At 62.4% G+C, this 25,917-nt stretch carries 23 protein-coding genes and 1 rRNA gene; 15 read left to right on the forward strand and 9 right to left on the reverse strand.

Going from position 1 to position 25,917, the window contains the following annotated elements; all coding sequences use genetic code 11:
• The first annotated feature begins 4 nt into the window (after positions 1–4).
• Positions 5–117, forward strand: a 5S ribosomal RNA gene (rrf, locus tag AC57B6_RS19275).
• Positions 118–200: 83 nt separating this feature from the next.
• Here rrf and AC57B6_RS19280 read toward each other — a convergent pair.
• The 3 genes from AC57B6_RS19280 to AC57B6_RS19290 all read right to left on the reverse strand — a co-directional run bounded on the left by AC57B6_RS19280 (position 201) and on the right by AC57B6_RS19290 (position 4,670).
• A complete protein-coding gene (locus AC57B6_RS19280) occupies positions 201–1,277 on the reverse strand; it encodes a lipocalin-like domain-containing protein (protein WP_496422063.1) in 1,077 nt (358 codons plus the stop codon).
• Positions 1,278–1,360: 83 nt separating this feature from the next.
• Complete coding sequence (locus AC57B6_RS19285) at positions 1,361–3,931, reverse strand: FtsX-like permease family protein (RefSeq protein ID WP_496421914.1); 2,571 nt, start codon at positions 3,929–3,931, stop codon at positions 1,361–1,363.
• Entirely contained in the window at positions 3,921–4,670 is a 750-nt protein-coding gene (locus AC57B6_RS19290; protein WP_496421915.1) for an ABC transporter ATP-binding protein, read from the reverse strand. The genes AC57B6_RS19285 and AC57B6_RS19290 overlap by 11 nt, the downstream gene beginning before the upstream one ends.
• A gap of 686 nt (positions 4,671–5,356) precedes the next feature.
• Between AC57B6_RS19290 and AC57B6_RS19295 the strand changes: the two genes are divergently transcribed.
• From AC57B6_RS19295 to cysS, 6 genes are all read left to right on the forward strand, one after another.
• Positions 5,357–6,910 carry a complex I subunit 4 family protein gene (locus tag AC57B6_RS19295; protein ID WP_025648010.1) on the forward strand — a complete coding sequence of 518 codons (1,554 nt, stop codon included), beginning with the start codon at positions 5,357–5,359 and terminating at the stop codon, positions 6,908–6,910.
• A 373-nt stretch (positions 6,911–7,283) separates the two neighbouring features.
• Positions 7,284–8,183, forward strand: coding sequence for a ubiquinol oxidase subunit II (cyoA, locus tag AC57B6_RS19300; protein WP_025648013.1), 900 nt, complete (start codon positions 7,284–7,286; stop codon positions 8,181–8,183).
• Positions 8,184–8,186: 3 nt separating this feature from the next.
• On the forward strand, positions 8,187–10,211 hold the full coding sequence (gene cyoB, locus AC57B6_RS19305) for a cytochrome o ubiquinol oxidase subunit I (protein WP_496421916.1): 2,025 nt from the start codon (positions 8,187–8,189) through the stop codon (positions 10,209–10,211).
• Positions 10,211–10,828, forward strand: a complete 618-nt coding sequence (gene cyoC, locus AC57B6_RS19310) for a cytochrome o ubiquinol oxidase subunit III (protein WP_216750478.1) — start codon at positions 10,211–10,213, stop codon at positions 10,826–10,828. The genes cyoB and cyoC overlap by 1 nt, the downstream gene beginning before the upstream one ends.
• Positions 10,829–11,185, forward strand: coding sequence for a cytochrome o ubiquinol oxidase subunit IV (cyoD, locus tag AC57B6_RS19315; protein WP_106356617.1), 357 nt, complete (start codon positions 10,829–10,831; stop codon positions 11,183–11,185).
• A gap of 336 nt (positions 11,186–11,521) precedes the next feature.
• Positions 11,522–12,907 carry a cysteine--tRNA ligase gene (gene cysS / locus AC57B6_RS19320; protein WP_496421917.1) on the forward strand — a complete coding sequence of 462 codons (1,386 nt, stop codon included), beginning with the start codon at positions 11,522–11,524 and terminating at the stop codon, positions 12,905–12,907.
• 125 nt (positions 12,908–13,032) lie between these two features.
• On the opposite strand, the gene AC57B6_RS19325 is transcribed toward cysS, so the two are convergent.
• From AC57B6_RS19325 to AC57B6_RS19335, 3 genes are all read right to left on the reverse strand, one after another.
• Positions 13,033–13,725 (reverse strand): HAD family hydrolase, encoded by a 693-nt coding sequence (locus tag AC57B6_RS19325; RefSeq protein ID WP_025648083.1) that lies wholly within the window; start codon positions 13,723–13,725, stop codon positions 13,033–13,035.
• Between the two features lie 120 nt (positions 13,726–13,845).
• Positions 13,846–15,294, reverse strand: a complete 1,449-nt coding sequence (locus tag AC57B6_RS19330; RefSeq protein WP_496421918.1) for a cytochrome-c peroxidase — start codon at positions 15,292–15,294, stop codon at positions 13,846–13,848.
• A gap of 208 nt (positions 15,295–15,502) precedes the next feature.
• Positions 15,503–17,299, reverse strand: coding sequence for a phospholipase C (locus tag AC57B6_RS19335; protein WP_496421919.1), 1,797 nt, complete (start codon positions 17,297–17,299; stop codon positions 15,503–15,505).
• Positions 17,300–17,676: 377 nt separating this feature from the next.
• Here AC57B6_RS19335 and AC57B6_RS19340 point away from each other — a divergent pair, with 377 nt between their 5' ends.
• From AC57B6_RS19340 to AC57B6_RS19370, 7 genes are all read left to right on the forward strand, one after another.
• A complete protein-coding gene (locus AC57B6_RS19340) occupies positions 17,677–17,997 on the forward strand; it encodes a YXWGXW repeat-containing protein (RefSeq protein WP_046572984.1) in 321 nt (106 codons plus the stop codon).
• Positions 17,998–18,252: 255 nt separating this feature from the next.
• Positions 18,253–18,813, forward strand: coding sequence for an RNA polymerase sigma factor (locus AC57B6_RS19345; RefSeq protein WP_246216418.1), 561 nt, complete (start codon positions 18,253–18,255; stop codon positions 18,811–18,813).
• A complete protein-coding gene (locus AC57B6_RS19350) occupies positions 18,810–19,229 on the forward strand; it encodes a hypothetical protein (RefSeq protein ID WP_028194394.1) in 420 nt (139 codons plus the stop codon). The genes AC57B6_RS19345 and AC57B6_RS19350 overlap by 4 nt, the downstream gene beginning before the upstream one ends.
• Complete coding sequence (locus AC57B6_RS19355) at positions 19,226–19,786, forward strand: periplasmic heavy metal sensor (RefSeq protein WP_144193828.1); 561 nt, start codon at positions 19,226–19,228, stop codon at positions 19,784–19,786. Before AC57B6_RS19350 ends, AC57B6_RS19355 begins: the two co-directional genes overlap by 4 nt.
• Positions 19,787–19,860: 74 nt before the next feature.
• Entirely contained in the window at positions 19,861–21,390 is a 1,530-nt protein-coding gene (locus AC57B6_RS19360; RefSeq protein WP_496421920.1) for a DUF1800 domain-containing protein, read from the forward strand.
• A gap of 5 nt (positions 21,391–21,395) precedes the next feature.
• The gene (locus tag AC57B6_RS19365; protein WP_496421921.1) at positions 21,396–22,544 is read left to right on the forward strand and encodes a DUF1501 domain-containing protein; all 1,149 of its coding nucleotides are present in this window, start codon (positions 21,396–21,398) and stop codon (positions 22,542–22,544) included.
• A 24-nt stretch (positions 22,545–22,568) separates the two neighbouring features.
• Positions 22,569–22,784: a YXWGXW repeat-containing protein gene (locus tag AC57B6_RS19370; protein WP_028194398.1), complete on the forward strand. Its 216-nt coding sequence runs from the start codon at positions 22,569–22,571 to the stop codon at positions 22,782–22,784.
• Here the strand turns inward: AC57B6_RS19370 and AC57B6_RS19375 are convergent.
• Together AC57B6_RS19375 and AC57B6_RS19380 are read right to left on the reverse strand one after the other, a co-directional pair.
• Positions 22,748–23,287, reverse strand: a complete 540-nt coding sequence (locus AC57B6_RS19375) for a flavin reductase (protein WP_496421922.1) — start codon at positions 23,285–23,287, stop codon at positions 22,748–22,750. The two genes, AC57B6_RS19370 and AC57B6_RS19375, sit on opposite strands and share 37 nt — an antisense overlap.
• Entirely contained in the window at positions 23,280–24,653 is a 1,374-nt protein-coding gene (locus tag AC57B6_RS19380; protein WP_496421923.1) for an LLM class flavin-dependent oxidoreductase, read from the reverse strand. The genes AC57B6_RS19375 and AC57B6_RS19380 overlap by 8 nt, the downstream gene beginning before the upstream one ends.
• Before the next feature lie 199 nt (positions 24,654–24,852).
• On the opposite strand from AC57B6_RS19380, the gene AC57B6_RS19385 reads away from it, so the two are divergent.
• Positions 24,853–25,422: a helix-turn-helix domain-containing protein gene (locus tag AC57B6_RS19385; RefSeq protein ID WP_046570600.1), complete on the forward strand. Its 570-nt coding sequence runs from the start codon at positions 24,853–24,855 to the stop codon at positions 25,420–25,422.
• 117 nt (positions 25,423–25,539) lie between these two features.
• Here the strand turns inward: AC57B6_RS19385 and AC57B6_RS19390 are convergent, their stop codons facing one another.
• Complete coding sequence (locus tag AC57B6_RS19390) at positions 25,540–25,908, reverse strand: BON domain-containing protein (protein WP_046572982.1); 369 nt, start codon at positions 25,906–25,908, stop codon at positions 25,540–25,542.
• Positions 25,909–25,917 lie beyond the last annotated feature (9 nt).

Raw genomic sequence — 25,917 nt, forward strand, 5'->3', positions numbered from 1 at the left:
CATGCCTGATGACCATAGCGAGTCGGTCCCACCCCTTCCCATCCCGAACAGGACCGTGAAACGACTCCACGCCGATGATAGTGCGGATTCCCGTGTGAAAGTAGGTAATCGTCAGGCTCCCCTGCAGCATCAGAAACCCCACCCCACAAAGGTGGGGTTTCTGCGTTTACGCACCCCGGAAATACCGGCAGGCACGCCGCTCACTCCTTGCCGATCCGCAGCGCGTTTGCGTAACCCGTCAGTTCCAGATACGCACGGCCCACGTCCGCACCGTCGCGGCTCACCCGCACTGCACCTTCCCAGTACACCGCGCCGGTCGACTCGCGCGAATCAAGTTCCTGATCGTCCATCAATGGATCGAGGCGCCATGTAAGCTCGCCGGTCTTGACCGTCATCGAGACGGGATAAGACGTGTTCGTGCGTGGCGATCTCCATGTGCGAACCGGAATGAAGTCGACCTGATCCTGATTGAATGTCGTCACTCGACCATCGCGATTTCTGAGTGCCGCATGTGCCCATATCGCATGTCCGTCGCGACTGCGAACCTTGAAAGCCATGAAGGCCGAACCGTCCGTCAGATTGGCGCCGATCCAATCCCATCCGACTGCGTCGCTATCGAGCAGCGTGCTCGACCATTCGTGATCGAGCCACGCCGCGCCGGTCACGACTGTTTCCCCTGTCGATTTGCCGCCTGCCGCAACTGGTCGAACGACGCTGCCGGTCACGCGCAATTGCGGCTCGCTGTAGTAGTAGCTCGCCTGTTCGGGCCGCGGACCTTTGCGGGAATAGCCGTGCTCACCCTGGATTAGCGGTGCCTGTGTCGGCGTCAGCGCGAGGTGCAGCGCGAATCCGTTAGCGTCCGCTGTAACGTCGTAGTGGCCGTCAGCGGCACGGATGATTTTCCAGGCGTCGAGTTTGACATCGGTATTGTCCGGCTTTGCATACGCCAATCCGAAGCCCTGGCGGGCAATGCGCTGATCGTGGGCAAGATGGCCGAGTGCGAGATCGCTCAACGCGGCATGCGCAATGATCAATTGCGATGGCGCGAACGCACTCGGATCGGCGGGGTCGTGGCCGGTTGCCGAGCGAAAGAAGGTGATCTGGAAACCGAGCGGCCGGTTGTCCGGCGTAGTGAGCCAGCCGGTTGCGTACCACCATTCGGTGCGAAAAGCCGGGTGTGCGCCGGTGTCTTGCGGAAAGGCGATCGGATGATCCGGCGTGACCGCAGTGAACGCGGGTGCCGCGGCGAATGCCGGCGCGATGGCAAGAAAGCCCATGCAAAGCAATGCGGCGCGCGCCTTGGCGCTTGGCCGCCGCGCACTCACAACGCGAACCGTCATCGCACGCGGCAATCCCTTCATCACCAATCCTCCTTCACTGCGCGCACCGCATCCACCGATACCGCGCCGCGTCCCGCAATCACCGCCGTCGAACACGACGAGGCCAGCATCACCAGCGCGACCGTGCCGAGCGCGGTCCATGGAACGTGTAATGACATGCTCCAATGAAACGACTGCGGATTGACGACGAATACGAGGATCAGACTGATCGCGAATCCAAGCACAAACCCCATTGCGATACCACAAGCGGTGAGCATGCCGCCTTCAAGTGCAAGGATCGCGAGAACCTGCGAGCGGGTGACACCTACGTGTCGCAGCATGCCGAACTCGCGGGCCCGTGCGAGCGTCTGCGCGGAAAACGTCGCCGCCACGCCGAACAGGCCGATTACGATCGCGACTCCCTCGAGAAGATAAGTAACGGCAAAACTTCGATCGAAAATTACCAGCGTGTGCGCGCGAATTTCACCCGGCTGCGACAGCTCCAGCGATGCACCGAAGGGCAGTGCACGCAGGCCGCTCATTACACGCTCGACACTCGTCCCCGGTTGAACCGTGACAGCCACATCCGTCGCGTTCGTGTCGCCGGTCAGGCGCCGGTAATCCGGAAGCCGTATCTGGATTGCGCCCGTCTGGCGCGCGTAATCACGCCAGATGCCGGCCACGACAAACACGTGGCCGCGCTCGCCGAGCGGCAACTGCAAGCGCTGGCCAAGCTTATATCCATACAGATCGACCATTGCTTCGGAGACCCAAACAGGTGTTTCTCCATCGTGAAGTTGGGAGGGCGGCAATACCGCTCCGGTCATCTGCAGATTCGCGCCCGGATCGGCGGCATCGATTTTACGCGCGAGCAGGGCAACGTCAGGGCGCGCCGGGTCGAGCGTGAGATGCGAGAAGCGCGCGAACGCAGCGGTCCTGATGCCGGGCACACTGGTAAGCAGCGTCTGCTCGTCCGGGCGCAAGCCGCCTGTGTCGCCATTCGGCGCCACGCGAACGTACAGATCGGCGGAGAGCAAGTGGCCCAACCAGTCTTCGACAGAAACACGGAAGCTGGCCACCATGATCGCCATCGCGACGATCAGCGCAAAGCTCGACAGCACGCCGCCCATTGCAATCGATGCGTGGCCCGGCGCATTCGCGAGACGCGCCAATGCCAAAGTGTTCGCCGCACCGGCGCGACGCCGCGCGCCAAGCGCACGGTTCGCTGCACCAAAGATCGAAGCGGTCACGCGCGGCATCAGCGCAATCCCACCGATCAGTAGTAGAGCAACGGCCAGATAGCCGCCGATCGGCATGTCGAACAAAGGCGGCGCCTGCGTGAGAGCGCCGGCAACCAGCAGACAACCCAGCGCGGGCCACGGCGTAGCCAGTTGCGCCAACGCGCCTTCTTCGGCGCCGGCTTTGAGCGCCGCCGCAGGCCGCGCATGCGCTGCCTCCAACGCGGGGGCAAGACTGCCCAATACCGACACGGCGACGCCGAGCGTCAGAAACAGTGCGCTCGCCAGCGGCTCGAAGCCGACGTGCGGTTGCACGCCGGGAAAGTAGCCGCCGCCCAGATCGCTGCCGAAAAAGCGCAACGCGCCGCTCGCCAGCGCATAGCCGAGCGCAAGCCCGGACAGTGAACCGAGCAGGCCGAGCAGCGCGCCTTCCATCAGGATCTGACGCAGCAACTGACCACGCGTCAAGCCAAGCACCCGCAGCATCGCAAACTGCGCGCGGCGCCGCACGACACCTAGCGCCTGCGTCGAAAACACGAGGAACGCGCCAGTGAAAAGCGCCACCAGTGCGAGCACATTCATGTTGATCCGATAAGCGCGCGACAGACGATCGGTGCGGCTTTCCGCATCGCGCGTCTCGGCGATCACCCACCGGTTGCCGAGTCGCGCCTGCAGATCACGCTTGAAGCGTTCGCGATCGACACCGCGTTCGAGTTGCACGTCGACACGCGACAGCTTGCCGACCTTGCCGAACTGCCACTGCGCGGCGGCAATGTCCATCACTGCGAGCCGCTGCCCAGGCCGGGTTCTCACGAGACCGCCGGCCACGCGCAAGTGCACGATCGACGTGCCGCTTTGCAGTGCCACGTCATCGCCGATCTTCACCTTCAACCATTGCTGCGCCGCGGTCGAAAGAAACACCGTATTAGCGGCGAGCGTATCGAACGGCCTCTCCGGCGCCGGCACGCCGATCAGCTCAGGCGCAATGCGGCTTGCCTTGAACACGTCGATGCCGAGCACGGGCAGCGCGGCATTCCGATCCGGCACGGTGACATCGAGAGCGAGTACTGGACTCGCCAGCGCGACACCCGGCTCGGTCGACAGGCGCGGATAGATGGACTCGTCGATCAAGGGCTGGGCGCCGCGCACCTGCAGATCGGCCTCGCCCGAGAGACTGCGGGCCGCCGCCGAGAATTCATTGAAGGCCGCGCTGTTGATTAACTGAACGGCGTAGCCCAGTGCGACACCGAGCGCGATCGTTGCAATTGCGACCAGGGCGCGGCCGCGATGACTGCGCCACTCGGCGCTCAACAGCCAGCGCGTGAGCGTGCGATGGCCTCGAGTGCGCTGTAGCGAGCGTGGGTCAGCGTGCATCGTCGGCTGAACGCGCAGTGGATCGAGTAGCGGGTGGCGAGCCGGAAATGGTGTTGCGTCCCGGTGACGCGTGCAAACCGCCGTCGCTCAGAATCAGGATGCGGTCTGCGACGGCCGCGGCTGCTTCCGAGTGCGTGACCATGATAGTAGCCGCACCCGTGGCCTTGCTTTGCGCGCGGAACAGGCCGAGCACATCGTGAGCGGTATCGGGGTCGAGATTGCCGGTGGGTTCGTCGGCGAGAATCAGTTTCGGATGATGCACGAGCGCCCGCGCAATGGCGACACGCTGCAACTCGCCGCCCGACAACTGCCGCGGAAAATCATCGCCACGGCCGCCCAGGCCGACGGCCGCGAGCATATCGAGCGCGCCGGCCGTGGGCAGGTCGTTTAGCAGCAATGGCAGCGCGACGTTCTGCGCGAGCGTCAGATGGGGCAGAACGTGAAACGCCTGGAACACGAAGCCCAGTTTTTGCCGACGCAGACGCGTTGCCGCGTTGTCATCCAGCTGCGAGACCGTGCTGCCGTCGATGATCACGTCGCCGCTATCCGCGCTGTCCAAGCCCGCAATCAGATTGAGCAACGTCGATTTGCCGACGCCTGAGTCTCCCATGATCGCGACGAATTCACCCGGCGCGAGCTTGAAATCGAGGTGCGCCAGCACAACGCGGCCGGCGCCGTAGGTCTTGCCGAGTTCGCGGCATTCGAGCGCGGGAACGACACCTTCATCACAAAGCAGCATGCGGTATCCGATAGGTCTGGCCGGCGAGGGCGGCATCTAGTCGTGCGAAGAAACTGCGCTGCTGCGCACGTATGCCGGCCCCTGAACCGCCGAAGTATATGCGGGTTCTGTAAGGCTCGCAGGCCACGTTGCCATCGCCTGATAACTGTCTGAAAGCAGGCGGGCGAGTCGGCCGTGCAGGCATTTTTGAGCGCATACCGGCGTTTCTTTAGAGTGCCGGATCAAAAAAAATTTCTATTCGCGGCCGCGCTAAATTTTTGCTGGCGGCCCGAAATCAGGCCCGAAGGCAGGTTATGCGCCTGCATGAACTATTCCGGTGCAAGCCTCGCGGGAAAGCATTCCTGCAAGAGTGCCTAATTGGCGGGCTATTCCTTTCTTCTGCATGCAAAAAGCATGGACGATAACCTGTTGGAGCGAATTTGTGCGTCTGCACATTTTTCGCTATTTCGCAAGCGTGGACGTGACAACAATGCATTGCCAAGGGCGTTGCAGCGTTGTTGCGCTGCAAAAGTATTCTTATCTTGGTAATCTCCCACCCTTGGTCATTCGACTGCGGGTAAACGCGAAGCGGGCAGCACCGCTTCGGCGTCAAATTCAGCGAAATCCAGCCTACAGATCCATTTCAATGCTTTCGTTTTCGAAGGCGTTGGAGCGGCGTTTTGTATTTCAAGTTTTCAACAGAACACATGCCATTGCCTCCGCTTCTTAGCTTACTCATCTGGATCCCTATTGTCGCCGGCCTGGTGGTTTTGCGTGCCGGATCTGACGCGGCACGTAGTCGCACGCGATGGCTCGCGCTGATCGGTGCGATTGCCGGCTTCCTGCCGGTGATCCCGCTCGTGTCGAACTTCCGCAACGACGTGACGTCGATGCAGTTCGTCGAGAACGTTCGCTGGTCGCCTACGTTGGACATCGCATGGCATGTGGGCGTGGACGGGATTTCGCTATGGCTCGTCGCGCTGACCGCGCTGACCACGATCATCATCGTGGTCGCTTCATGGGAGTCGATCACCGAGCGTACCGCGCAGTACTTCGGCTCCTTCCTGATGCTGTCGGGTTTCATGCAGGGCGTCTTCACGTCGATGGACGGCATGCTGTTCTTCATCTCGTTCGAAGCGACGCTGATTCCGCTGTACCTGCTGATCGGAACCTGGGGCAATTCGAACCGCTCGTATGCCGCGGTGAAGTTCTTCTTTGTCTCGTTCCTCGGCTCGCTGATGATGCTGATGTCGATGCTGTACCTGTACAGCCAGACGCACAGCTTCGACCTCGCGTTGTGGCGCGAAACGCATCTGGGCACCTGGGCGCAGGTGCTGGTGTTCCTCGGTTTCCTGGCCGCGTTTGGCGTCAAGGTGCCGATGTGGCCGCTGCATACGTGGCTGCCGGACGTCCACCTCGACGGCCCGACCGGCGCCGCCGTGATGATCGGCATGCTCAAGCTGGGCGGTTACGGTCTGCTGCGTTTCGCGTTGCCGATCGCGCCGCAGGCGAGCCACTTCTTCGCGCCGATGATGATCACGCTCTCGCTGGTGGCGGTGATCTATTCGAGCCTGCTGGCGCTCGTGCAGACCGACATGCGCCGCCTGCTCGCGTATTCGACGATCGCCCACATGGGGCTCGTGACGCTTGGCCTGTTCGTCTTCAACCGCATCGGCCAGGCGGGTGCAATCGTGCAGATGCTGTCGTACGGCGTGGTTTCCGGCGCGATGCTGCTGTGCACGGGCATGCTCTACGACCGCACCAAGACCGCTTCGATTGCGGAATACGGTGGCGTCGCCAATACCATGCCGCGCTTCGCCGCCTTCGTGATGCTGTTCTCGATGGCCAATATCGGCCTGCCGGGCACCTCGGGTTTTGTCGGCGAATTCATGGTGTTGATGGGGGCGATCCGTTTCAATTTCTGGATCGGCGCAATCGCGGCCACGACGTTGGTCCTGAGCGCGGCCTACACGCTGTGGATGTACAAACGCGTGATTTTCGGCGCGATTGCCAACGCACGTGTCGCGAAGCTGCAGGACCTCGGCAAGCGCGAGTTCGTGCTGCTCGGCGCGATGGCTTTGCTGGTGCTGGCCATCGGTATCAATCCGAAGCCGTTCACCGATGCGATCGATCCGTCGGTCGGGACGCTGCTGGCTCAATCGGAACGGAGCGCACATCCTTCGGATTCCGTACCGGTTGACGGCGGCGAACATCTGCAGGCGGCGGCGCCCGCAACGGTGGCGGCACGCACGCCAGGCTGATCAGCGCGAAGCGTTGAGCAGGTGCAGCATTCTTTGCGTGAATGCGGCCTTTTCCTGATGCGTTTTTCGCTCCGATAAGCGTCTCTTTTCGAGCGTCCAGCGCAGCACGATCATTCAGATCGTGCTGCGTTTTATCGCTTGTTTAAAGGGACTTTCGTGATCCGGCGGCTGTGCCGGCAGCGTGCGATCGAGCACAGCAGACCATCACGCGCACCCAAGCCTGCGACAACATGTCGCGCGGTGTTGCGACGCAATAGATTGTTGCAAAACTGTGTGTTTATATCCGTTCGACGACCCCTTATTATGCGATCGCTTATAAAAAGGAGAGCGGTCGAATGACGTTCGTTGAAGTCGTAGAAAGAAGGCAATGGATATGAAAGGAAAGACTCTGCGAGGGTCGACAAGTTTCCTTTCCACCGGCCTCGTGTTGTTGCTCTCGGGTTGCAGCAACCTCGATATTTTGAATCCGAAGGGGAGTGTGGGGCTGGCCGAACGTGAGCTGATCGCCACGTCGACCTGGGCCATGCTGATTGTCGTGGTTCCGGTTATCGCGCTCACGCTGCTGTTCGCATGGCGCTATCGCGCTTCGAACAAAAATGCCGAATACCGACCGGGCTGGGTGCATTCGACCGGTATCGAAATCGCCATCTGGACGATCCCGACGCTGATCATTCTGTTTCTCGCCGTGCTGACGTGGAAGAGCACGCACGAGCTCGATCCGTACAAGCCGCTCGAGTCGCAGGTGAAGCCGATCAACGTCGAAGTCGTCGCGCTCGACTGGAAGTGGCTCTTCATCTATCCCGACCTCGGCATTGCCTCGGTGAACCAGTTGGCGTTCCCGGTCGGCACGCCGGTCAACTTCGTCATCACGTCCGACACGGTGATGAACTCCTTCTTCATTCCGCAACTCGGCGGCCAGATCTACGCGATGGCGGGTATGCAAACGCGTCTGCATCTGATCGCCGACGAAGCCGGCAATTACGCGGGCACTGCGGCGAACTTCAGCGGCCGGGGATTTTCGGACATGAAGTTCCGCGCGCTCGCCACCTCGCCTGAGGAGTTCAATGCGTGGGTCGCCAAGGTACGCGCCTCGTCCGACCGTCTCGACATGGACCGCTATCACGCGGTATCGGCGCCTACCGAGAAGGAGCCGGTGCGGTACTTCTCGTCGGTCGATCCAAAGCTCTTTCACAACATCGTTGCCCGATACAACAACGGTAACGTCCTCGACAACATGAAAGACGCTAACTGTGCGCCAAAGGGTAAGGGGTAACGCATGTTCGGAAAACTCTCACTAGACTCGATTCCGTACCACGAGCCGATTATCATGGTGACGGCTGCCGGGATCGCCCTCGGCGGTGCGCTCGTTCTGGGTCTGATTACCTACTTTGGCAAGTGGCGCTACCTGTGGACCGAATGGCTCACCTCGGTCGACCACAAGAAGCTGGGCGTGATGTACATCGTGGTTGCGCTCATCATGCTGTTCCGCGGCTTTGCGGACGCGATCATGATGCGTACCCAGCTAGCGCTGTCGTATAACGCGCCAGGTTTCCTGCCGCCGCATCATTACGACCAGATCTTTACCGCGCACGGCGTCATCATGATTTTCTTCATGGCGATGGCGTTCATGGTCGGCCTGATGAACATCATCGTGCCGTTGCAGATCGGCGCCCGCGACGTGGCGTTCCCGTTCCTCAACTCGTTGAGCTTCTGGATGACCGCGATCAGCGCGATCCTGATCAACATCTCGCTGGTAATCGGTGAATTCGCGCAAACGGGCTGGCTGGCTTATCCGCCACTCTCCGAATTGCAGTTTAGTCCAGGTGTCGGGGTCGATTATTACCTGTGGAGTCTGCAGCTATCCGGTATCGGCACGTTGCTGACCGGCGTGAACTTCTTCGTGACCATCGTGAAGATGCGCGCTCCGGGCATGACCTGGATGAAGATGCCGGTGTTCACGTGGACCGCCCTGTGCACGAACGTACTGATCATGGCCGCGTTCCCGATCCTGACCGTCACGCTCGCGCTGCTCGGTCTGGACCGCTACCTCGGCATGCACTTCTTCACGAACGACGGCGGCGGTAACGCCATGCTGTACCTGAACCTGATCTGGGCATGGGGTCACCCCGAGGTGTACATCCTGATCCTGCCGGCGTTCGGTATCTTCTCGGAAGTCGTGGCGACGTTCGCCAAGAAGCCGCTGTTCGGCTACAAGACGATGGTGTGGGCAACCTGCGCGATCATGGTGCTGTCGTTCCTCGTGTGGCTGCACCACTTCTTCACGATGGGTTCGGGCGCCGACGTCAATGCGTTCTTCGGTATCGCGACCATGGTCATTGCGATTCCGACCGGGGTGAAGGTGTTCAACTGGCTGTTCACGATCTACAAGGGCCGTCTGCAATTCACGACGCCGATCCTGTGGACCCTCGGCTTCATGGTCACTTTCACGATCGGCGGTATGACCGGCGTGATGATGGCGATTCCAGGCGCGGACTTCGTGCTGCACAACAGCCTGTTCCTGATCGCTCACTTCCACAACGTGATTATTGGTGGCGTGCTGTTCGGCTACCTGGCCGGTTTCAACTACTGGTTCCCGAAGGCCTTCGGCTTCAAGCTGAATGAGAAGTGGGGCAAGGCGTCGTTCTGGTTCTGGCAGATCGGTTTCTGGGTTGCCTTCACGCCGTTGTACGTGCTGGGCTTCATGGGCATGACGCGTCGTCTGAATCACTACGACAATCCGGATTGGCATCAGTGGCTGATGTTCGCATGGGTCGGCGCTGTGCTGATCGCCATCGGTATCGCTTGCCAGGTGGTGCAACTGGTCGTCAGCATCCGCGATCGCAACCTGGCGAAAAACCGCGACGTGACGGGCGATCCGTGGGACGGTCACACGCTGGAATGGGCAACGAGCTCGCCGCCGGCGTCGTACAACTTCGCGATCATTCCGGACGTGCGTGAACTGGACGCCTTCGCTGAAATGAAGTCGCGCAAGAATCAACCGAAGCCGGTGTATCGCGACATTCACATGCCGTCGAACACGTCCGCGGGTCTGGTTGTGGCGATGTTCTCGCTGGTGCTGGGTTTTGCCGCCGTGTGGCACATCTGGTGGCTCGCGATTGTCGGTCTGGTCGGTTCGATCGCTACTGTGATCATTTACAGCTTCCAGAAGAACGAAGGCTTTTACATCCCGGCTGCCACGGTAGCGGCGATTGAACAACAACGCTCCGGCGCCGGTGCGCAGGTCGCGATTGAAGAAAAACGCTCCGGCGCCGATGCGCAGGTCGCGTTGGAGGTGGATTGATGTCAAACAACACTCTTGCGGCGGGCCTGCATCATCACGATGCGCATCATGCCGATCACCCGCCGTCGCATTCGGTATTCGGCTTCTGGCTGTACCTGATGACGGACTGCATCATCTTCGCGTCGCTGTTCGCGGTGTTCGCGGTGATGCAGCACCAGTTCGCGGGTGGTCCGACCGGTAAGGATCTGTTCGAGATCCCGGGCGTCGCGCTCGAAACGTCGATGCTGCTGCTGAGCAGCATCACGTATGGTTTCGCGATGCTGGGTGCGCACAAGAACAGGAAGGGCGTACTGCTGTTCTGGCTCGGCGTGACGTTCCTGCTAGGCCTCGCGTTTCTCGTGCTGGAAATGCGCGAGTTCTCGCATCTGATCGCCCAAGGCGCGGGCCCCAGCCGTAGCGCATTCCTGTCGTCGTTCTTCACGCTGGTCGGCACGCACGGTCTGCACGTGACGTTCGGCCTGCTCTGGATGGCGGTGCTCGCCGTGCAGGTGATGGGACGTCGCGATCTGACCGAGCGCGACATGATCCGCCTGACGTGCCTGAGCCTTTTCTGGCACTTCCTGGACGTCGTGTGGATTGGCGTCTTCACCTTTGTCTACCTTGCGAGCGTGATCTAAATGGACCATAGCCATCACTCACACCTGGCACATCCGGACGAAGGTCATAGCGGCGAAAGTCACGGCAGCTTCGGCAGCTATACGGTGGGTTTCATTCTGTCCGTCGTATTGACGGTGGCCGCATTCGGCCTCGTGCTGACCGGCACGTTGACGGGCGAGAACGCGTTGCTCGCGATCGCGGGCCTCGCATTCGTTCAGATCGTCGTGCACCTGATTTTCTTCCTGCACATGAATGCCTCGTCGGCACAGCGCTGGAACATCATGGCGTTCGGCTTCACCGTACTGACGGCCGTGATTCTGATCGTCGGTTCGTTGTGGATCATGCATAACGTCAGCATGCACATGATGTCCCGTTAGGCGGATAACGCAGCAGAGCAAGAGAAACCCCGCAAGGCGAAAGTCTTGCGGGGGTTTTTTCATCTGCGCCCAGGACATGTCATGCCGGCACTATCCGGCGATTCACAATTGACCCGCCTCGAAACACACGGTAGCATCGTTTCCATGATCGCTTCTATCCATTCCCGTTCGCATTCTTTGCACGCATGCTGTTGCAGCCTGCCAAGGGGAGCCCGCGTCTAGCGAGTCGATCTGTACCGTCCGTATCCCTGAGGCCACCCGTCACTAGACCGGTGGCTTTTTTGTTTTGGCCGTTCTGCTCCGCATTTTTTCGCGTTTAACACCACGGGAGTTCACATGCCGCTCGTCCTGTACGACACCTGGTCGCGCACCTTGCGCGCTTTCTCGCCGATCCGGGCGGACCACGTCGGTCTGTATTGCTGCGGCCCTACCGTGTACGACCACGCGCATATCGGCAATCTGCGGACCTACATCTTCGAAGACGTGCTGCGACGCGCATTGGCATTGAACGGCTACAGCGTGCGGCACGTTGTCAATATCACCGACGTGGGTCATCTGGTCTCAGATGCCGACGAAGGCGAAGACAAAATGGAGAAGGGCAGTCGGCGCACCGGCGAGTCGGCTTGGGCAATCGCGGAACGCTACACCGCGGCGTTCATGAACGACTGGCGCGCGTTGAACCTGCTGGAGCCCTCGCTATGGTGCCGGGCGACCGATCACATAGCCGAACAGATCGACTTCATTGCCGAGATCGAGCGTAACGGCTATGCCTACCGCACGACCGACGGCGTTTACTTCGACACGAGCAAGCAGGACGATTACGGCTTTCTCGCGCGTCTCGATGCAGCGGGGCTGCAACCGGGCAAACGCGTTGCACCAGGCGAGAAGCGGCACGCGACCGACTTCGCGCTGTGGAAATTCAGCCCCCCGGATACCGTGCGGCAGATGGAATGGGATAGTCCATGGGGCCGGGGCTTTCCGGGGTGGCATATCGAATGCTCGGCGATGTCGGCGAAATACCTGAGCCCGTGGTTCGACATTCACTGCGGCGGAGAAGATCACATCGCCGTGCATCACAGCAATGAAATCGCGCAAACTCTGGCATGCCATGGAACCCGTCTCGCCAACTTCTGGATGCACGGTCATTTCCTTATGCTGGATGCCGGCAAGATGTCGAAGTCGGGTGGCGACTTCGTGCGCCTCTCGACGTTGACCGGGCGGGGCATCGATCCGCTTGCGTATCGTTACTTGTGCCTGAGTGCGCATTACCGCAGCAACCTGCGTTTCAGCATGGAGGCGCTCGATGCCGCGCAATCCGCGTTGGACCGTTTGCGCCGCGCGTATGTGCAATGGCCGGAAGGGGGAACACCCGACGACGTGTACGTCGATCGTTTCAGGCTCGAGGTCGATCAGGATCTGAATCTGCCACGCGCGCTCGCCGTGCTGTGGGACTTGGTGAGAAGCGATCTTCCGATGGCCACGCGGCGGGCAACGGTCGATTGCTTCGACGCCGTGCTCGGACTTCGGCTTGCCGACTGGAAGCAGGACGTGTCGGCGATTCCCGCCGATATCGCGCGTCTCGCCGCTGAACGCGAAAGGGCCCGCGCGGCCAAGGACTGGAATGCGGCCGACCGTCTGCGTGACCGTTTGAAAACCGAAGGCTGGCAGGTGGAGGACAGCGCGAGCGGGCAGGTACTGCGTCGGCTCGACAAGGCGCAATAACGAGCGGAGCGCGTTGGCAGTCCTCCGTCGCGGGGGCACACGTCATTGTCATGCCCAACTTCACGTCTACCGCAAATACGGTCCACCGTCATGCACCAGCGCATTCGGCTTGGTCAATGGAGGCTTCAGCCCTGCACGCCGCGCCATCCGGCGAGCAGGGCGGGCAATTCGGCCATGTCCCGGAAGACGTGAACCGCGCCCGCGCCGTGCAGCGCAGTCGCGCTGCTGTGGCTCAATTCTTTCGGGCAGTAGCCGAACACCGTGGCGCCGGCGGCCACACCGGCCGTCACGCCCGTGACCGTATCGTCCACGACGGCGCAACGTTGCGGATCTACACCTAAGCCTGCGGCTGCGGCGAGATAGACATCGGGATAGGGTTTGTTGCGCGGCGTTTCGTGACCGCTGGAAATACGCCCTGTGAAGCAGTCGAGAATACCGGCCTTGGCCAGTTGCAACTCGACCTTGACGCGATCGGCGCCTGAAGCAACGGCAATGCGTCCGTCGAGCGTCGCGTAAAGCGCGCGCACGGCCGAGGCCGCGCCGTCAATCGCTACCAGTTCGCGATCGAGCGCCTCATTGCGGCGCGCGCGAAACTGCATGAGCCAGTCCGCGGTGATTGCGAAACCCGTGCGCGCCTCGATGAGTGCGGCTTCATCTCGAACGGCCTTGCCGACAAAAATCTGCATCGCCTCTTCGACGCTCAATTGCCAGCCTAATTCGCCGAGCATTTCGGTGAGCACGCGATTGGTGATGGGTTCGGAGTCGACGAGCACGCCGTCGCAGTCGAAAAGTACGGCGTCGAAAGGGAAATCAGCCATCGGGCAGGGTACGGAAAGTGGTCGCGCAACCGGCAAGGATACCTCACCGGCTCGCGCGGCGCCGCGCAGGCCGCCGCGCAAACATTATGCAAGCGCTACGCGACCGTTGCCCGTAAGCGCTCAGGAACCGGGCTTGTACCCGTCACTCAGCGTTTTCATAAACGCAATGATGTCCTGAATATCCTGATCCGTCATGGCCGGCTGATCGCCGAATTTACGATCGAACGGCGCGTCGGCGACGTCGACATTGGCGTGGTACTGCGGCGGCAGATCGTTGTATTTCTGTACCTTGCCCGACGCATCCCGCGGATAGATCTTCTCGGGCGCCGTATTGCGCAGGTTGTAGAAATCCATGACCTGTTTGAGGTCGTGATAAACGCCGTTATGGAAGAACACCTTGCGTTCGGCAACGTTACGCAGGGTCGGCGTCAGGAACATTCCGCAATACTGCGTCTCCGTCTTCATGTCGTCGCGGAACGGCCCGCACACGCCCATATCGAAGAACTTCGGATCCTTGTTGGCGGGAATCGCCGGATTGCGCGGCACACCAAGCGCCTCGTACTGCGTATCGGTAAACACCGGCGGCAGACCGTCCTTGCTGGGCTGGCTCAGGTGACAACCGGCGCAGTTAGCCTTGTCCTTGTCGTTGAACAACTGCAAGCCATGCAGCTCCGCATGCGTCAGGCGCGCCTTGCCTTCGAGCCAGTAGTCGTACTTGCTGTTAAAGGCATGAAACGACTGATCCTCGGTCTGATACCGTCCCACTGCGAACATGGCTTCCGAAATCAGCAGACTCGGATTGCTGACGATGCCCGGCCCGAAGATCTGTTTGAACTGGTCCAGATACTTCGTTTGCAGCAGCTTGTGCGCGACATCTTCCTGCGTCGCATTGGCCATCTCCACCGGGTTGGTCAGCGGACCGATTGCCTGGATTTGCAGCGTATCGGCGCGGCCATCCCAGAACAGGCCGCCTTGCGGCACCATTGCCGGAGCGGCCGGCGCGGCGAGCGCCGTCTTCTGTGCACGCTGTACGCCGGCGGCCTGCGAGGCCAGTTGCGTCATATCCACCGGCACGTCGGTATCGCCCTGATCCGGCCCGATGCTGAACGGAGCCTGGCGATACAGATAGGCCAGCGACGGCGGCGGCCGGTAGCCGGCCTGATTCATGTGCGCGCCGCCCAGTTGCACCGGAAACGCGTTATCCGGTGCGTACGAATGCTGTGGCGAGTGGCACGACGCACACGATTGCGTACCCGAAGCCGATAGCGACGCGTCGAAAAAAATCTGTTTGCCGAGCAGCGCAACCGCGCTCAGCGGCGCGTCTTGTGGACGCATCAGTTGAACCGGATTCGGATTCGCGCCGGTGATTTCTTCGACGATCGCGCCGACGGCGGGCGGCATCCGTTCCGGATAGACGAGCGCGTACGCGCAAACCACGAAGAGCGCAAGCACGATGCCGGCGGCACTCCACACGAGCAGCCTGAGCCACGAGCGACGGGTAATGACGGGACCCGGCTCACCGCCGGCAGGCAGGTGCGAGGGCAGGGCGGCGTCTGAAGGATGATTCATGGCGGTAGTGACAAATAATTCGATCGGGTTCGATCAAAAAGCAAATCGAGCCAGCACGTTTGCACTGGCTCGACGCCCAGCTACAGCTTGATGTGCTTCATACCCTGCTGGTGCCGCGCTTCGTCAGGTCACGCACGAACAGCACGCGTGCATGACCTGAGGTCGAATCCATCGGGAGCGCACCATAAGAGCCATTCACACGTGTCGCTCAGCTCGCCGGCGGCGCCGACAGCCTGGTGCCCAGGTTCTGGTCCAGATACACCGTCGGATTGTTGCCGGAGCCCGAGAAGTTGAACATGTTCATGATGCTGCCGGCGGTTGCATCGAACGAACCGTTGCCAAGGCGTTGACCGCCGAGCCAGTTGTCCTCGATGAACTTCACCACGGAGGCCTGAGTGATCGGCGTATCGTCGACGTAGTTGACCTTCGCCCACGGCGACACCACGATAAACGGCGTACGCGTACCCGGGCCGCAACGGCCGTTCACCGTGCCGCCATTCACACCCTGCGGTTGAACCGCGCCCGTTGCCGTGCACTGACCCGTACCGCTCAGGTTGTCGGTGCCGGCCACCGTCACGCCGCCCGCGGATTGCGCCGTGGTCGAATCGAACGACGAGTTCTTCGGCGCCATGAAGCGGTGATCGTACCAACCGTCCGAATCGTCGTAAGCGATGATCACGGCGGTGTTCTTCCAGTCAGGCTGTTGCTGCAGGAAGTTGATCACCTTCGTGACGAAAGCCTGTTCGTCGATCGGGTCCGAGTTGCCCGGGTGACCGTCGCCGACCGCCGGCGCCTTCAGGAAGCTCACCGACGGATAGTTGCCGGCCTTCACCGCGGCGAAGAAGTCGTCGGTGTCGTACTGGTGGTGAACCGGCGTAGCCGAGTTGTCCAGCGGATCGGTCATGCCGATTACCGCCGTCGACGTCGGACGGGTGTGCGCGAGGTTGGCCGTGCTCGCGTAGTACTGGAACCACGCGTGATGCTGCACGTAGTCGGGCTTAGTCGCGTTCAGCACTTGCGAGAAGGTCGAACGGGAGCAGCCGGTGGTGTTGTTGGCGTTCACCGTGCTCAGGTTGAAGCCGCCCATGAAGCCGCCCCACGTGAGGCCCTTCGCGTTCAGCAGGTCGCCGATGTTCTTGTTGGCAGACGACATCGCCGCCGTCACCGTGCTCTTTGCCGCGATCGTGCAGACGTCGCCGGTCGGGTCCAGATCGCCGACCAGCGTGAAGCCGCCGGTCGAATCCGGAATCGCGTTGGCCGAGGTACCGCCCGTCACCACCACGCCGTTGTTCTGGCCCGAGACCACTGCAATCGCGCCCGGCGTCGACGGACCATACGTGTCCGTGTACGCGTTCTGGTTCATCGCGAAGTTCTGCGCGTAGTTCCACATTGCCGTGACCGTGTTGCCGTCGAAGTAGCCGAGCACCTGGCCCTTCGTGGCGAACGCGCCGGTGCTGCCGGCAATTGTCGAACCGGCCGCCGTGAACAGCGGGAACGAATCCATCGCGCCGTTGTTATACGCGAGCTGTTCCGCGGCGTACGCGTGATTCTGGCTCGACGTATTGGCTTGCGAACGATCGAGACGGAACGGCAGCAGGTCGGCGGCCGGCAGACCCAGGCCCGCGACTGTCACGGAGCCGACCGTGCGGCCCGCCGTGTTCGGCGAGGTCGACAGCGCGTTCGGGTTCGCGGTGATCAGATTGTTGCTGGCGAGGTTGTTGACCGTGGGCGTGCCCGCCGCCGCGGTGAATTGCGGCTCGCCGACCGGGTTGGAGGCCTGCGGGTAGGTGGCGAAGTAGTGGTCGAACGAAACGTTCTCGCCGAAGATCACCACCACGTGCTTGATCGGCGTGGCCGTCGCGACGGCATCCTGCGCCGATACGGTTGCTGCCGGCGTCGAAGCGGTAGCCGGCGCTGACGCCGGCGTGCTCACGTTATTGTTGCCGCATGCTGCGAGCGCAAGCATCGCGGCAAACGGGATGGGTAACAGGGTTCTACGGAACATGTGACTGGCTCCAGATTCGACTTCGCCGTTCAGCGTTTCCAGTGATGCACGTGTGGATATTCGCTGGGGATATTGTTAGGAAGTTAGAAGGACAACTGAGACGTCTTACCGCTAGAAACAGCGCGCATTGAAACATCGGCTGATTAAGATTTCGGGGCGCGAACATTACGTTGCCTATCGGTTGCCATTCATTTGAATAACTTTTGCTGTCGTTCTACTTTCTGCGAGCCGCAACGTGAGGGCGGTGTTGCCGGTCACGATTCGCACGCCACATTGCGTTTCTTTCAGTGCAAATCAAAACGACGGATTTCTCTGGCTGTTGCGTTCAAGAAGAAACGCAGCCGCTTCTGGCTTCGGCACTTAAGGGAGAAACCAGCATGACATCGACCAGACCGGTCCGCCTTCTGACTTCCGTTCTCGCTGCGGGGATCACGTGCGTTGCAGCGCTGACGACCGTGCCCGCTCTGGCGCAAGCGGTGATCGTCGCACCCATGGCGCCGCCGCCGCCGCGCGTCGAGGTGATGCCGGCGCCGCGTGCCGGCTACGTCTGGGATCAGGGTCGCTGGCGTTGGGACCATGGCCGTTACGTATGGGTGCCCGGCCACTGGCGGCCGGTCCGGGCCGGCTATCGCTGGGTGCCGGGGCATTGGGTGCAGCGCGGCCCGAACTGGCGCTGGGTCGAAGGGCATTGGGCCTGAACGTCGAGCGCCGTGGCGCGCTTTGTAATCCCATCAGACAGGTTGCCATGAAAACGCTTGTGATCATTCTGCTGGCCGCTACACTCGCCGGTTGTGTCGTCTACCCGGCGCGGCCTGCCTACTATCGGCCGGCGGTCGTCGTATATTGAGCTCAATGCACCTTGCCACCTGCCCGGCGCGCACTGTTCGTAACGGTGCGCGCACAACCGATCGATCCGCGCTTCGCATTTTGCTTGCGTTGTGGAGCCGCATGCCTTGAGCGAACGCGATCCTGATGCGGAGCTGTTGGCAGGGGTTGCCAGGCAGGACCCGGCCGCCGTCCGTTCGCTCGTCGCGCGCAAGCTGCCGCGTCTGCTCGCGCTCGCCACGCGCATGCTGGGAGATCGCATGGAAGCGGAAGACGTGGCGCAGGAGGTCTTCGTGCGGATCTGGAAACAGGCCCCGCGCTGGCGGGAAGGTGAGGCGAAGGTCGATACGTGGGTGCACCGCGTAGCGCTCAATCTTTGCTATGACCGGTTGCGCGGCCGCCGCGAAGTCCCCGACGACGACCTGCCCGATGAAGTCGACCCCGCCGCATTACCCGACGCCACCCTCGAAGCGCGCGCCCAGGACGAGCGCGTTCGCGAGGCGCTCGCCGCATTGCCGGCACGACAGCGCGAGGCACTGGTGCTCAATTACTACCAGGAGATGTCGAACATCGACGCTGCCGCCCTGATGGGCATCACGGTCGATGCGTTGGAAAGTCTGCTGGCACGTGCGCGCCGCAATCTGCGCGCCCAACTGGCCGGCAGCGGCCTTAGCAAGGACAAATCATGACGCCCGAAAGATTCCATCAGATCGTCGAAGCCTACGGCGCCGATCCGCGCCGCTGGCCGCAACAGGAACGCGCAGCGGGGCAGGCGTGGGCCGCTGCGCACCGTGCCGAGGCCGATGCGATGCTGGCGGACGCGGCCGGCATCGATGCGTGGCTCGCGTCCGACAAGGTCGAGCCGCCGGGCGCGGCATTGCAGCAGCGCATCATCGGCAGCGCGCCGGCGCGGCGGCCCAGTGTGCCGCGCAAACGGTTATGGTGGTCGGGCGCGGCGGTGGCGGGCGTTGGACTGCTGGGCGGCGTGGCCGGCGCTTTTGCGGTGTCGTTCTTCGTGTTGACGTGGACGGCTCCGCCTGTGCATGAGTCTTCTTATTTAACCTCGAGCTTCGGTGGTTCATCTGCCGATTGGAGCGGCGAATGAACGGCCGGTCATGGAAAATCGTGCTGGTGGCTTCGCTGGTGCTCAACGTGTTCCTGGTGGGTGCGATTGTCGGTGGTGCTTATCAATGGTTCGCGGCACATGGCGCGATGACGCCGGTGCAGGCGCAGCAACGCACGGCGCTGCGTTTCGCGGCCGAAACGCTGTCGGCCGAGCGTCAGAAGGCTTTTCTCGAAAGCTTGAAGAAAGCGCGCCGCGAGGGTCGCGATTTTGCCCGCGATGCCCGCGAAGGGCGACACGAAGTGTTGCGGCTGCTCGCCGCGCCTCAGTTCGATCGCGCGGCGCTGGATGCCGCGCTGGCCCGCACGCGTGAAGCGGACAGCAGCTTGCGCGCGCAAGTGGAGGGCAGTGTGGCGGATTTTGCGGCCACGCTGTCGCCCGAGGAGCGCGTCGAATTCGCCGACAGCCTGAAGCTGCGCGGCCAATGGCGTGAGCCGCAAGCGGCCGCCAATGCGAAAAAACCGCCGCAGCCGGCGGCCTCCAGTCCGACCTCGAGCGATGCTTCGAGTACAGCATCAGGTGCCGCTTCGGGTGGATAAAAATTTCTGGGCGAGCGCGACGGATTTCATCGTTGCGCTCGTTTAAAGAAATATCCAACGCCGAAGAGGACGGTATGTCTACCTCACCGAACATGAATGCCGCGGCGATTGCACTGAACCGCTTCGGCCTTGGCGCGCGTGTCGACGACACGCCGCCCGCCGACCCGAAGGCGTGGCTGCTCGCGCAGTTCGAACAGTATCAGGCGCGGCCTGCCGCATGGGCGAACCAGCCCGACTCGGTGACGCTGTCCACCGAACTGATCCAGCAGCGCATGGAACTGAATCAGTTGGCCCGGAAAAATCCGCAGAATGTCGGCGAGGGTGCGCTCGCCAGTCAGGGTAATGCGCAGACGAGCTCGCCAGGCGCCGGACAAGCTGCAACAGACACGCAAGCCCAAACTGCTAAGCAAGCCGAACGAAAAGCGCTGCGCGGCGAGATTGCCGCAATGTACCGTGCCTCGGTGAACGCGCGTGTCGCAAGCGCGCTGACCACGCAGACGCCTTTCGTGGAGCGGCTGGTTCATTTCTGGGCGAACCACTTCGCGGTGTCCACGGAAAAACCCGGCGTCGCCGCGCTGGCCGGCTCATTCGAAGCGGAGGCGATCCGTCCGCATGTGCTTGGCCGTTTCGAAGACATGCTGGTCGCGGTCGAACGTCATCCGGCCATGCAACTGTTTCTCGACCAGACGCGCTCGGTCGGACCGGACAGCGTGGCGGCCATGCGCGCCGAGCAGCGTAATCCAAACGTCAAACGCGGGCTGAATGAGAACCTCGCGCGCGAAATCATGGAGCTGCACACGCTCGGTGTTCGCAGCGGCTATACCCAGGACGACGTCACCGAATTCGCCCGCGCGCTGACCGGCTGGAGCCTCGCCGGAAAACCTGGCAATCCCGGTAATGCGGCTAAGCGGGGCCGGTTTGGCGCGCAACCGGACGCCGCCCCTGGCACCTTCGTGTTTCGCGTCGCGCTGCACGAGCCGGGCTCGCGAACCATCATGGGCCGCCGCTATGACCAGCCCGGAGAAGAGCAGGCCCTGGCGGTCCTGCACGACCTCGCGAGTTCGCGGGCGACGGCGCAGCACATCGGCGGCAAGCTCGCCCGTCACTTCGTCGCGGACAATCCGCCGCCTGAAGTGAGCGAGCGGCTGGCGAACGCATTCGAGCGCAGCGGCGGCGATCTGCCGACCGTGTACCGGACGCTGATCGACCTGCCGCAGGCGTGGTCGCCCGTCGCCACGAAGTTCAAGACGCCGTGGGAGTGGACCATTTCTTCAATGCGCGGGCTCGGCTGGCAGGACCTCGGCAATCTGCAGACCGCCCCTATCCTGACGCAACTCGGCCAGCCGGTATGGCGACCGGGTTCGCCCGCCGGATACGACGACATCGCCGCGAGTTGGGCGGCGCCCGATGCACTCGTGCGCCGGGTCGATGTCGCGCAGCGCTTCGCGGCCCGGGTAGGCGACCGGCTCGATGCGCGCGCGCTCGGCCAGACCCTGTTGGCCGGCTCGCTCAGCGCCCCGACCGCCACGGCCGTGTCGCGTGCCGATAGCGCGTCGACGGCGATCGCGCTGCTGCTGGTCTCGCCGGATTTTCAACGGAGATGAATGCCATGCTTTCACGCCGCAAGTTTTTGAGCGTCGCCGCCGCAGGCGCGGGCGCGATTCTGGTGTCGCCGCGGATCGCTTTTGCAAGCGTCGCAACCGAGCGCCGCTTCATATTCGTCATCCAGCGCGGCGCGGCCGACGGGCTGAGCATCGTCATGCCGTATGCGGAACCCGCCTACGCGTCGCTGCGCGGCGCACTCGCGATCGACACCGGCAACGCGACAAAGCTCGACGGCACCTTCGCGCTGCATCCCGCGCTGGTGCAGACCGCCGCGATGTATGCGAATCGTCAGGCGCTGTTCGTCCACGCAGTGGCGTCGCCGTACCGCGACCGCTCGCACTTCGACGGGCAGAACGTGCTGGAGACCGGCGGCACCGCGCCGTATCAGATGAAGGACGGCTGGCTGAACCGGCTCGTCGCGTCGCTGCCGGCCACGCGCGAGAATGCGATTGCCTTCGCGCCGACCGTGCCGATGGCGCTGCGTGGCAAGGCGGCGGTGACGTCGTACGCGCCCTCGGGCTTGCCGCCCGCGCCTGACGATCTGCTGATGCGAGTCTCGCAACTGTACGACCAGGACGCGCAATTGCGCCCGCTGTGGGAATCGGCGATGACCGCGCGCGGGCTCGCGGGCGAGGCCGGTGCGCGTCAGGACCCGGCGAGCCTGGGCAAGCTTGCCGCTGGCTTTCTGTCGCGCGACGACGGTCCACGGATCGCGATGATTGAAACCGGCGGGTGGGACACGCATACGGCGCAGAACGCGCGGCTTGCCAATCAGTTGAAAGCGCTCGATACGATGCTCGCGGCACTGCGTGACGGCATGGGTCCGCTGTGGAACAAGACCACCGTGGTGGTGGCCACCGAATTCGGCAGGACTGTTGCGGTCAACGGCACGGGCGGCACCGATCATGGCACCGGCTCGGTGGCGATGGTACTGGGCGGGTCGGTAGCGGGCGGACGCGTGCTGGCTGACTGGCCCGGCCTGAAACCGGCCGACCTCTACGAAGCGCGCGATCTCAAACCGACCATGTCACTGGACGCGCTGATTGCCGGTGCCGCCAGCGAAAGTCTCGGCCTCGATCCGCAGCGTACGGCGAACACGTTGTTCGGCCAGAACGCGGGAATGCGGCCAACTACCGGGCTCGTGCGTGCATGACTTGAAAATTACCAGGGAGAGCATATGAAAATCAGATCGACTATTCGTGCCGTATCGCTTGCAGGCCTGAGTGCCGCCTTGTTATCAGCCTGCGTCGTCGAACCGGCGCGGCCGCCACAGCCCGCTCCGCTCGTCGAGGTGATGCCGCCCGCACCCGCGCCGGGTTATCACTGGGTGAAAGGCCACTATCGCTGGGAAGGCAATCACTGGGCGTGGGTGCCGGGACACTGGGCGGGTTGAGCGAGCGTTGCCGGCGCGCCGCGCGTGCCGACCCGATGATAACGGCGGCCGTAGTAGATCAGCGCATCGCCGCCGACATGCGTATGCGCGGCCTTCACCGCGCAAAAGAACACCGTATGCGTGCCGACTTCGGTGACTGATTCGATCTCGCAGTCGAGCGAGGCAAGCGCGCCGAGCAGGACGGGCGCGCCTGTTGCGAGCGTGTTCCATTGCGCGGCGGCAAAGCGCTCGGTCATGGGCAGCGAGCCCGTGGCGAAATGCGCCGCAAGGGCTTGCTGATCCGCGCTCAAGACGTTGACGCACAGCGCGCCGTTGGCGCGGAAGGTCGCGTTGTTGCGGCTGCCGCGATTGATGCAGACGAGCAGGGTAGGCGGCTCGTCCGTCACGCCGCATACCGCGGAGGCCGTGCAGCCTGCGAGACCTGCGACGCCGTCGCTGCTGATGATGTTGACGGCGGCGCCAAGGCCGGCCATGGCGTCGCGAAAGATGTGCTTGTCAAGCATGGGGATCCGCGCCTCCGCGAAACCGGGCCGCCGTGTGGCTGGCAGGCAAACGTGCGTGGCCGAATAGTTTTTCACGCAATGTGCCGTCGCGATATGCGTGTTTATAGGCGCCACGTTCCTGCAGAATCGGCACCACGAGTGCGATGAAATCGTCGAAGCATTCCGGCGCGACCGTGCGCGAGAGATTAAAACCGTCCACGCCAGTTGCTTCGGTCCATGCGATGAGTTCGTCGGCAATGTGTTCGGCCGACCCGACGAGCGGTGCCTGACGGCTGCCGAGCACCATCTGTTCGAGCAGTTTGCGCCGGGTCCATTGCGGGCCGGCGGCGCGCGTCATCGCCTCGACGTTCGAGACGATAGCCTGGCTCTTGCCGGTGTCGATCGGTTCGTCGAGGTCATAGCGCGCGAAGTCGATACCGAGCGACGCCGCCGCATGCACGAGCGCTGCCTCGCTGCTCACGTAACGCCGGTATTCGGCGTACTTCTCCAGTGCTTCGCGATCCGTCCGGCCTGTGATTACCGTTTGCCCGAGCAGCACCTTGATATCGTTCGCATGGCGCCCATGCGCCACGGCGTGAGCGCGGATATCGTCGACGATGGTTTTCACGGCGGCCTTCGCCTGGCCGTTGACGAACACGCACTCCGCGTGCGCCGCGGCGAACTGCTTGCCGCGCGCCGACGATCCCGCCTGGTAGAGTACCGGCGTGCGTTGCGGCGACGGTTCGCTCAGATGCATAGCGTCTACCCGATACTGCTTGCCGTGATGACGAATCACATGGACTTTCGATGCGTCCGCATAGATGCCTTGCGTTCTATCACGCAGCACTGCGCCGTCTTCCCAACTGGATTCCCACAGTTTGTAGACGAGTTCCATATATTCGTCGGCGAGATCGTAGCGGTCGTCATGGGCCATTTGCCCGGACAGACCGATCGCGCGCGACGCGCTGTTCAGATAGCCCGTCACGATGTTCCAGCCGACCCGGCCGCAGGTCAGATGATCGAGCGTCGACATGCGCCGCGCGAACAGATAGGGCTGCTCGACGGTGAGATTGGATGTAACGCCGAACGACAGGTGACGCGTAACGGCGGCCATGGCCGGAATCAGCAAGGTGGGATCGTTCACCGGCACCTGCACCGCACCGCGAATCGCCGCGTCGGGATTGCCGCCGTAGACGTCGTACACGCCCGCCACGTCGGCGAAAAAAATGCCGTCGAACAGACCTGCCTCCAGCGAGCGCGCATAGTCGGTCCAGTACTGAAGATCGGTATAGCGGGTGGACTGATCGCGCGGATGAGTCCACATGCCTTGCTGGATGTGGCCGACGCAGTTCATGTCAAAAGCGTTGAGAACAATTTCCTTCGGCATGGTGTCTTCCGGCTGAGGTGGACGGATGCTTACGGGTGCAGTTCAGAACAGGCGAGCGGGCGGTGAAGCCGGGCGGGTATCGTGCGTTTAATATAGTGGACGAAAAATCACTATGCAAGACATTGATTCTGGCCTTTAATGAGGGCTCAAAGTGAACGAGCTCACGGTAAGCTCACCTTTTTCCGGTTCCGATCCTTTCATGTCCGAATCCTCTGCTATCGATTTGACCGAGGCGATTTCCTCACGCGTCAAGACCGAGCGCGAAGCGCGTAACTGGTCGCTGAGCGAACTGGCGGAGCGCTCGGGGGTGTCGAAGGCGATGATCAGCAAGATCGAGCGGGGCGAGGCGAGTCCAACCGCTACCGTGCTCGGCCGTCTCTCGGGCGCTTTCGGTCTGACCTTGTCGACCCTGCTGGCGCTTGCCGAGCAGAGTGGCGAGCGATTGGTGCGGCGAGCCGGGCAGCCTGTCTGGCAGGACCCGGAAACGGGTTATACGCGGCGGCGGATTTCACCGCCTACCGGCGGGGTGCTCGAGTTGCTGGAGATCGAATTGCCGGTGGGGGTGCGGGTGCCTTATCCGCCGGATGCCTTTGCGTTTCAGCATCAGCAGATCTGGGTGACGCGAGGGGTCCTGACTTTTCGTGAAGGCCGGCAGGTGTATCAGCTTGCGGAAGGGGATTGCCTGCAGCTCGGCGCGCCGCTCGAGTGTGAGTTCTTCAATGGCGGGAACACAGTTTGCCGCTATGTCGTCGGCCTGGTTCGACGGTGAAGGTTTTTAAATGCCGGAGCGGAACAGAACGAGGCGGGACGACAGGCAGCGCCGCAAATGGGCGCTTGCGACGCTCTCTGTCGTAACCCGCCGTCGCTGATCAATTGCGCGGCGCGATCAACCCCCACCGCCGCCCTGCGTGCCGAGTGTCAGCTTGTTGTTCACCGATTTCACGCCTGCAACACCCTTGGCGACTTCCTCCGCCTGCGAAATCTGTGCGCCGTCGGGCACTGTGCCAGTGAGCGTCACCGCGCCTCCACGCGCGCGGACAAACACGTTCGACACATCAAAACCTTGGGCTTTCGACAAAGCCTTGCGTACGTCCAGACCCAGCTTGCGGTCCGCCTTCTTGACGGTTTTAGGGCTGGCAGCCGGGGCGGCCATGCTGTCGGAGGCCATGGCATCGCTCGCCTGGGCATAGGCGCTGGATGCCGTCGCCACACACAATGCGATGCCGAGTGCCTTCAATAGATTGACTGTTTTCACGTTTTCTCC

The sequence above is a fragment of the Paraburkholderia sp. BGA-UO-ETr-F12 genome, assembly GCF_059567945.1.

Excerpts from the sequence above, each read along its gene's own strand:
- AC57B6_RS19280 (WP_496422063.1), bottom strand. The coding sequence starts at position 1,277 with ATGGGCTTTCTTGCCATCGCGCCGGCATTCGCCGCGGCACCCGCGTTC.
- AC57B6_RS19285 (WP_496421914.1), bottom strand. The coding sequence starts at position 3,931 with ATGCACGCTGACCCACGCTCGCTACAGCGCACTCGAGGCCATCGCACG.
- AC57B6_RS19290 (WP_496421915.1), bottom strand. The coding sequence starts at position 4,670 with ATGCTGCTTTGTGATGAAGGTGTCGTTCCCGCGCTCGAATGCCGCGAA.
- AC57B6_RS19295 (WP_025648010.1), top strand. The coding sequence starts at position 5,357 with ATGCCATTGCCTCCGCTTCTTAGCTTACTCATCTGGATCCCTATTGTC.
- cyoA (WP_025648013.1), top strand. The coding sequence starts at position 7,284 with ATGAAAGGAAAGACTCTGCGAGGGTCGACAAGTTTCCTTTCCACCGGC.
- cyoB (WP_496421916.1), top strand. The coding sequence starts at position 8,187 with ATGTTCGGAAAACTCTCACTAGACTCGATTCCGTACCACGAGCCGATT.
- cyoC (WP_216750478.1), top strand. The coding sequence starts at position 10,211 with ATGTCAAACAACACTCTTGCGGCGGGCCTGCATCATCACGATGCGCAT.
- cyoD (WP_106356617.1), top strand. The coding sequence starts at position 10,829 with ATGGACCATAGCCATCACTCACACCTGGCACATCCGGACGAAGGTCAT.
- cysS (WP_496421917.1), top strand. The coding sequence starts at position 11,522 with ATGCCGCTCGTCCTGTACGACACCTGGTCGCGCACCTTGCGCGCTTTC.
- AC57B6_RS19325 (WP_025648083.1), bottom strand. The coding sequence starts at position 13,725 with ATGGCTGATTTCCCTTTCGACGCCGTACTTTTCGACTGCGACGGCGTG.
- AC57B6_RS19330 (WP_496421918.1), bottom strand. The coding sequence starts at position 15,294 with ATGAATCATCCTTCAGACGCCGCCCTGCCCTCGCACCTGCCTGCCGGC.
- AC57B6_RS19335 (WP_496421919.1), bottom strand. The coding sequence starts at position 17,299 with ATGTTCCGTAGAACCCTGTTACCCATCCCGTTTGCCGCGATGCTTGCG.
- AC57B6_RS19340 (WP_046572984.1), top strand. The coding sequence starts at position 17,677 with ATGACATCGACCAGACCGGTCCGCCTTCTGACTTCCGTTCTCGCTGCG.
- AC57B6_RS19350 (WP_028194394.1), top strand. The coding sequence starts at position 18,810 with ATGACGCCCGAAAGATTCCATCAGATCGTCGAAGCCTACGGCGCCGAT.
- AC57B6_RS19355 (WP_144193828.1), top strand. The coding sequence starts at position 19,226 with ATGAACGGCCGGTCATGGAAAATCGTGCTGGTGGCTTCGCTGGTGCTC.
- AC57B6_RS19360 (WP_496421920.1), top strand. The coding sequence starts at position 19,861 with ATGTCTACCTCACCGAACATGAATGCCGCGGCGATTGCACTGAACCGC.
- AC57B6_RS19365 (WP_496421921.1), top strand. The coding sequence starts at position 21,396 with ATGCTTTCACGCCGCAAGTTTTTGAGCGTCGCCGCCGCAGGCGCGGGC.
- AC57B6_RS19370 (WP_028194398.1), top strand. The coding sequence starts at position 22,569 with ATGAAAATCAGATCGACTATTCGTGCCGTATCGCTTGCAGGCCTGAGT.
- AC57B6_RS19375 (WP_496421922.1), bottom strand. The coding sequence starts at position 23,287 with ATGCTTGACAAGCACATCTTTCGCGACGCCATGGCCGGCCTTGGCGCC.
- AC57B6_RS19380 (WP_496421923.1), bottom strand. The coding sequence starts at position 24,653 with ATGCCGAAGGAAATTGTTCTCAACGCTTTTGACATGAACTGCGTCGGC.
- AC57B6_RS19385 (WP_046570600.1), top strand. The coding sequence starts at position 24,853 with ATGTCCGAATCCTCTGCTATCGATTTGACCGAGGCGATTTCCTCACGC.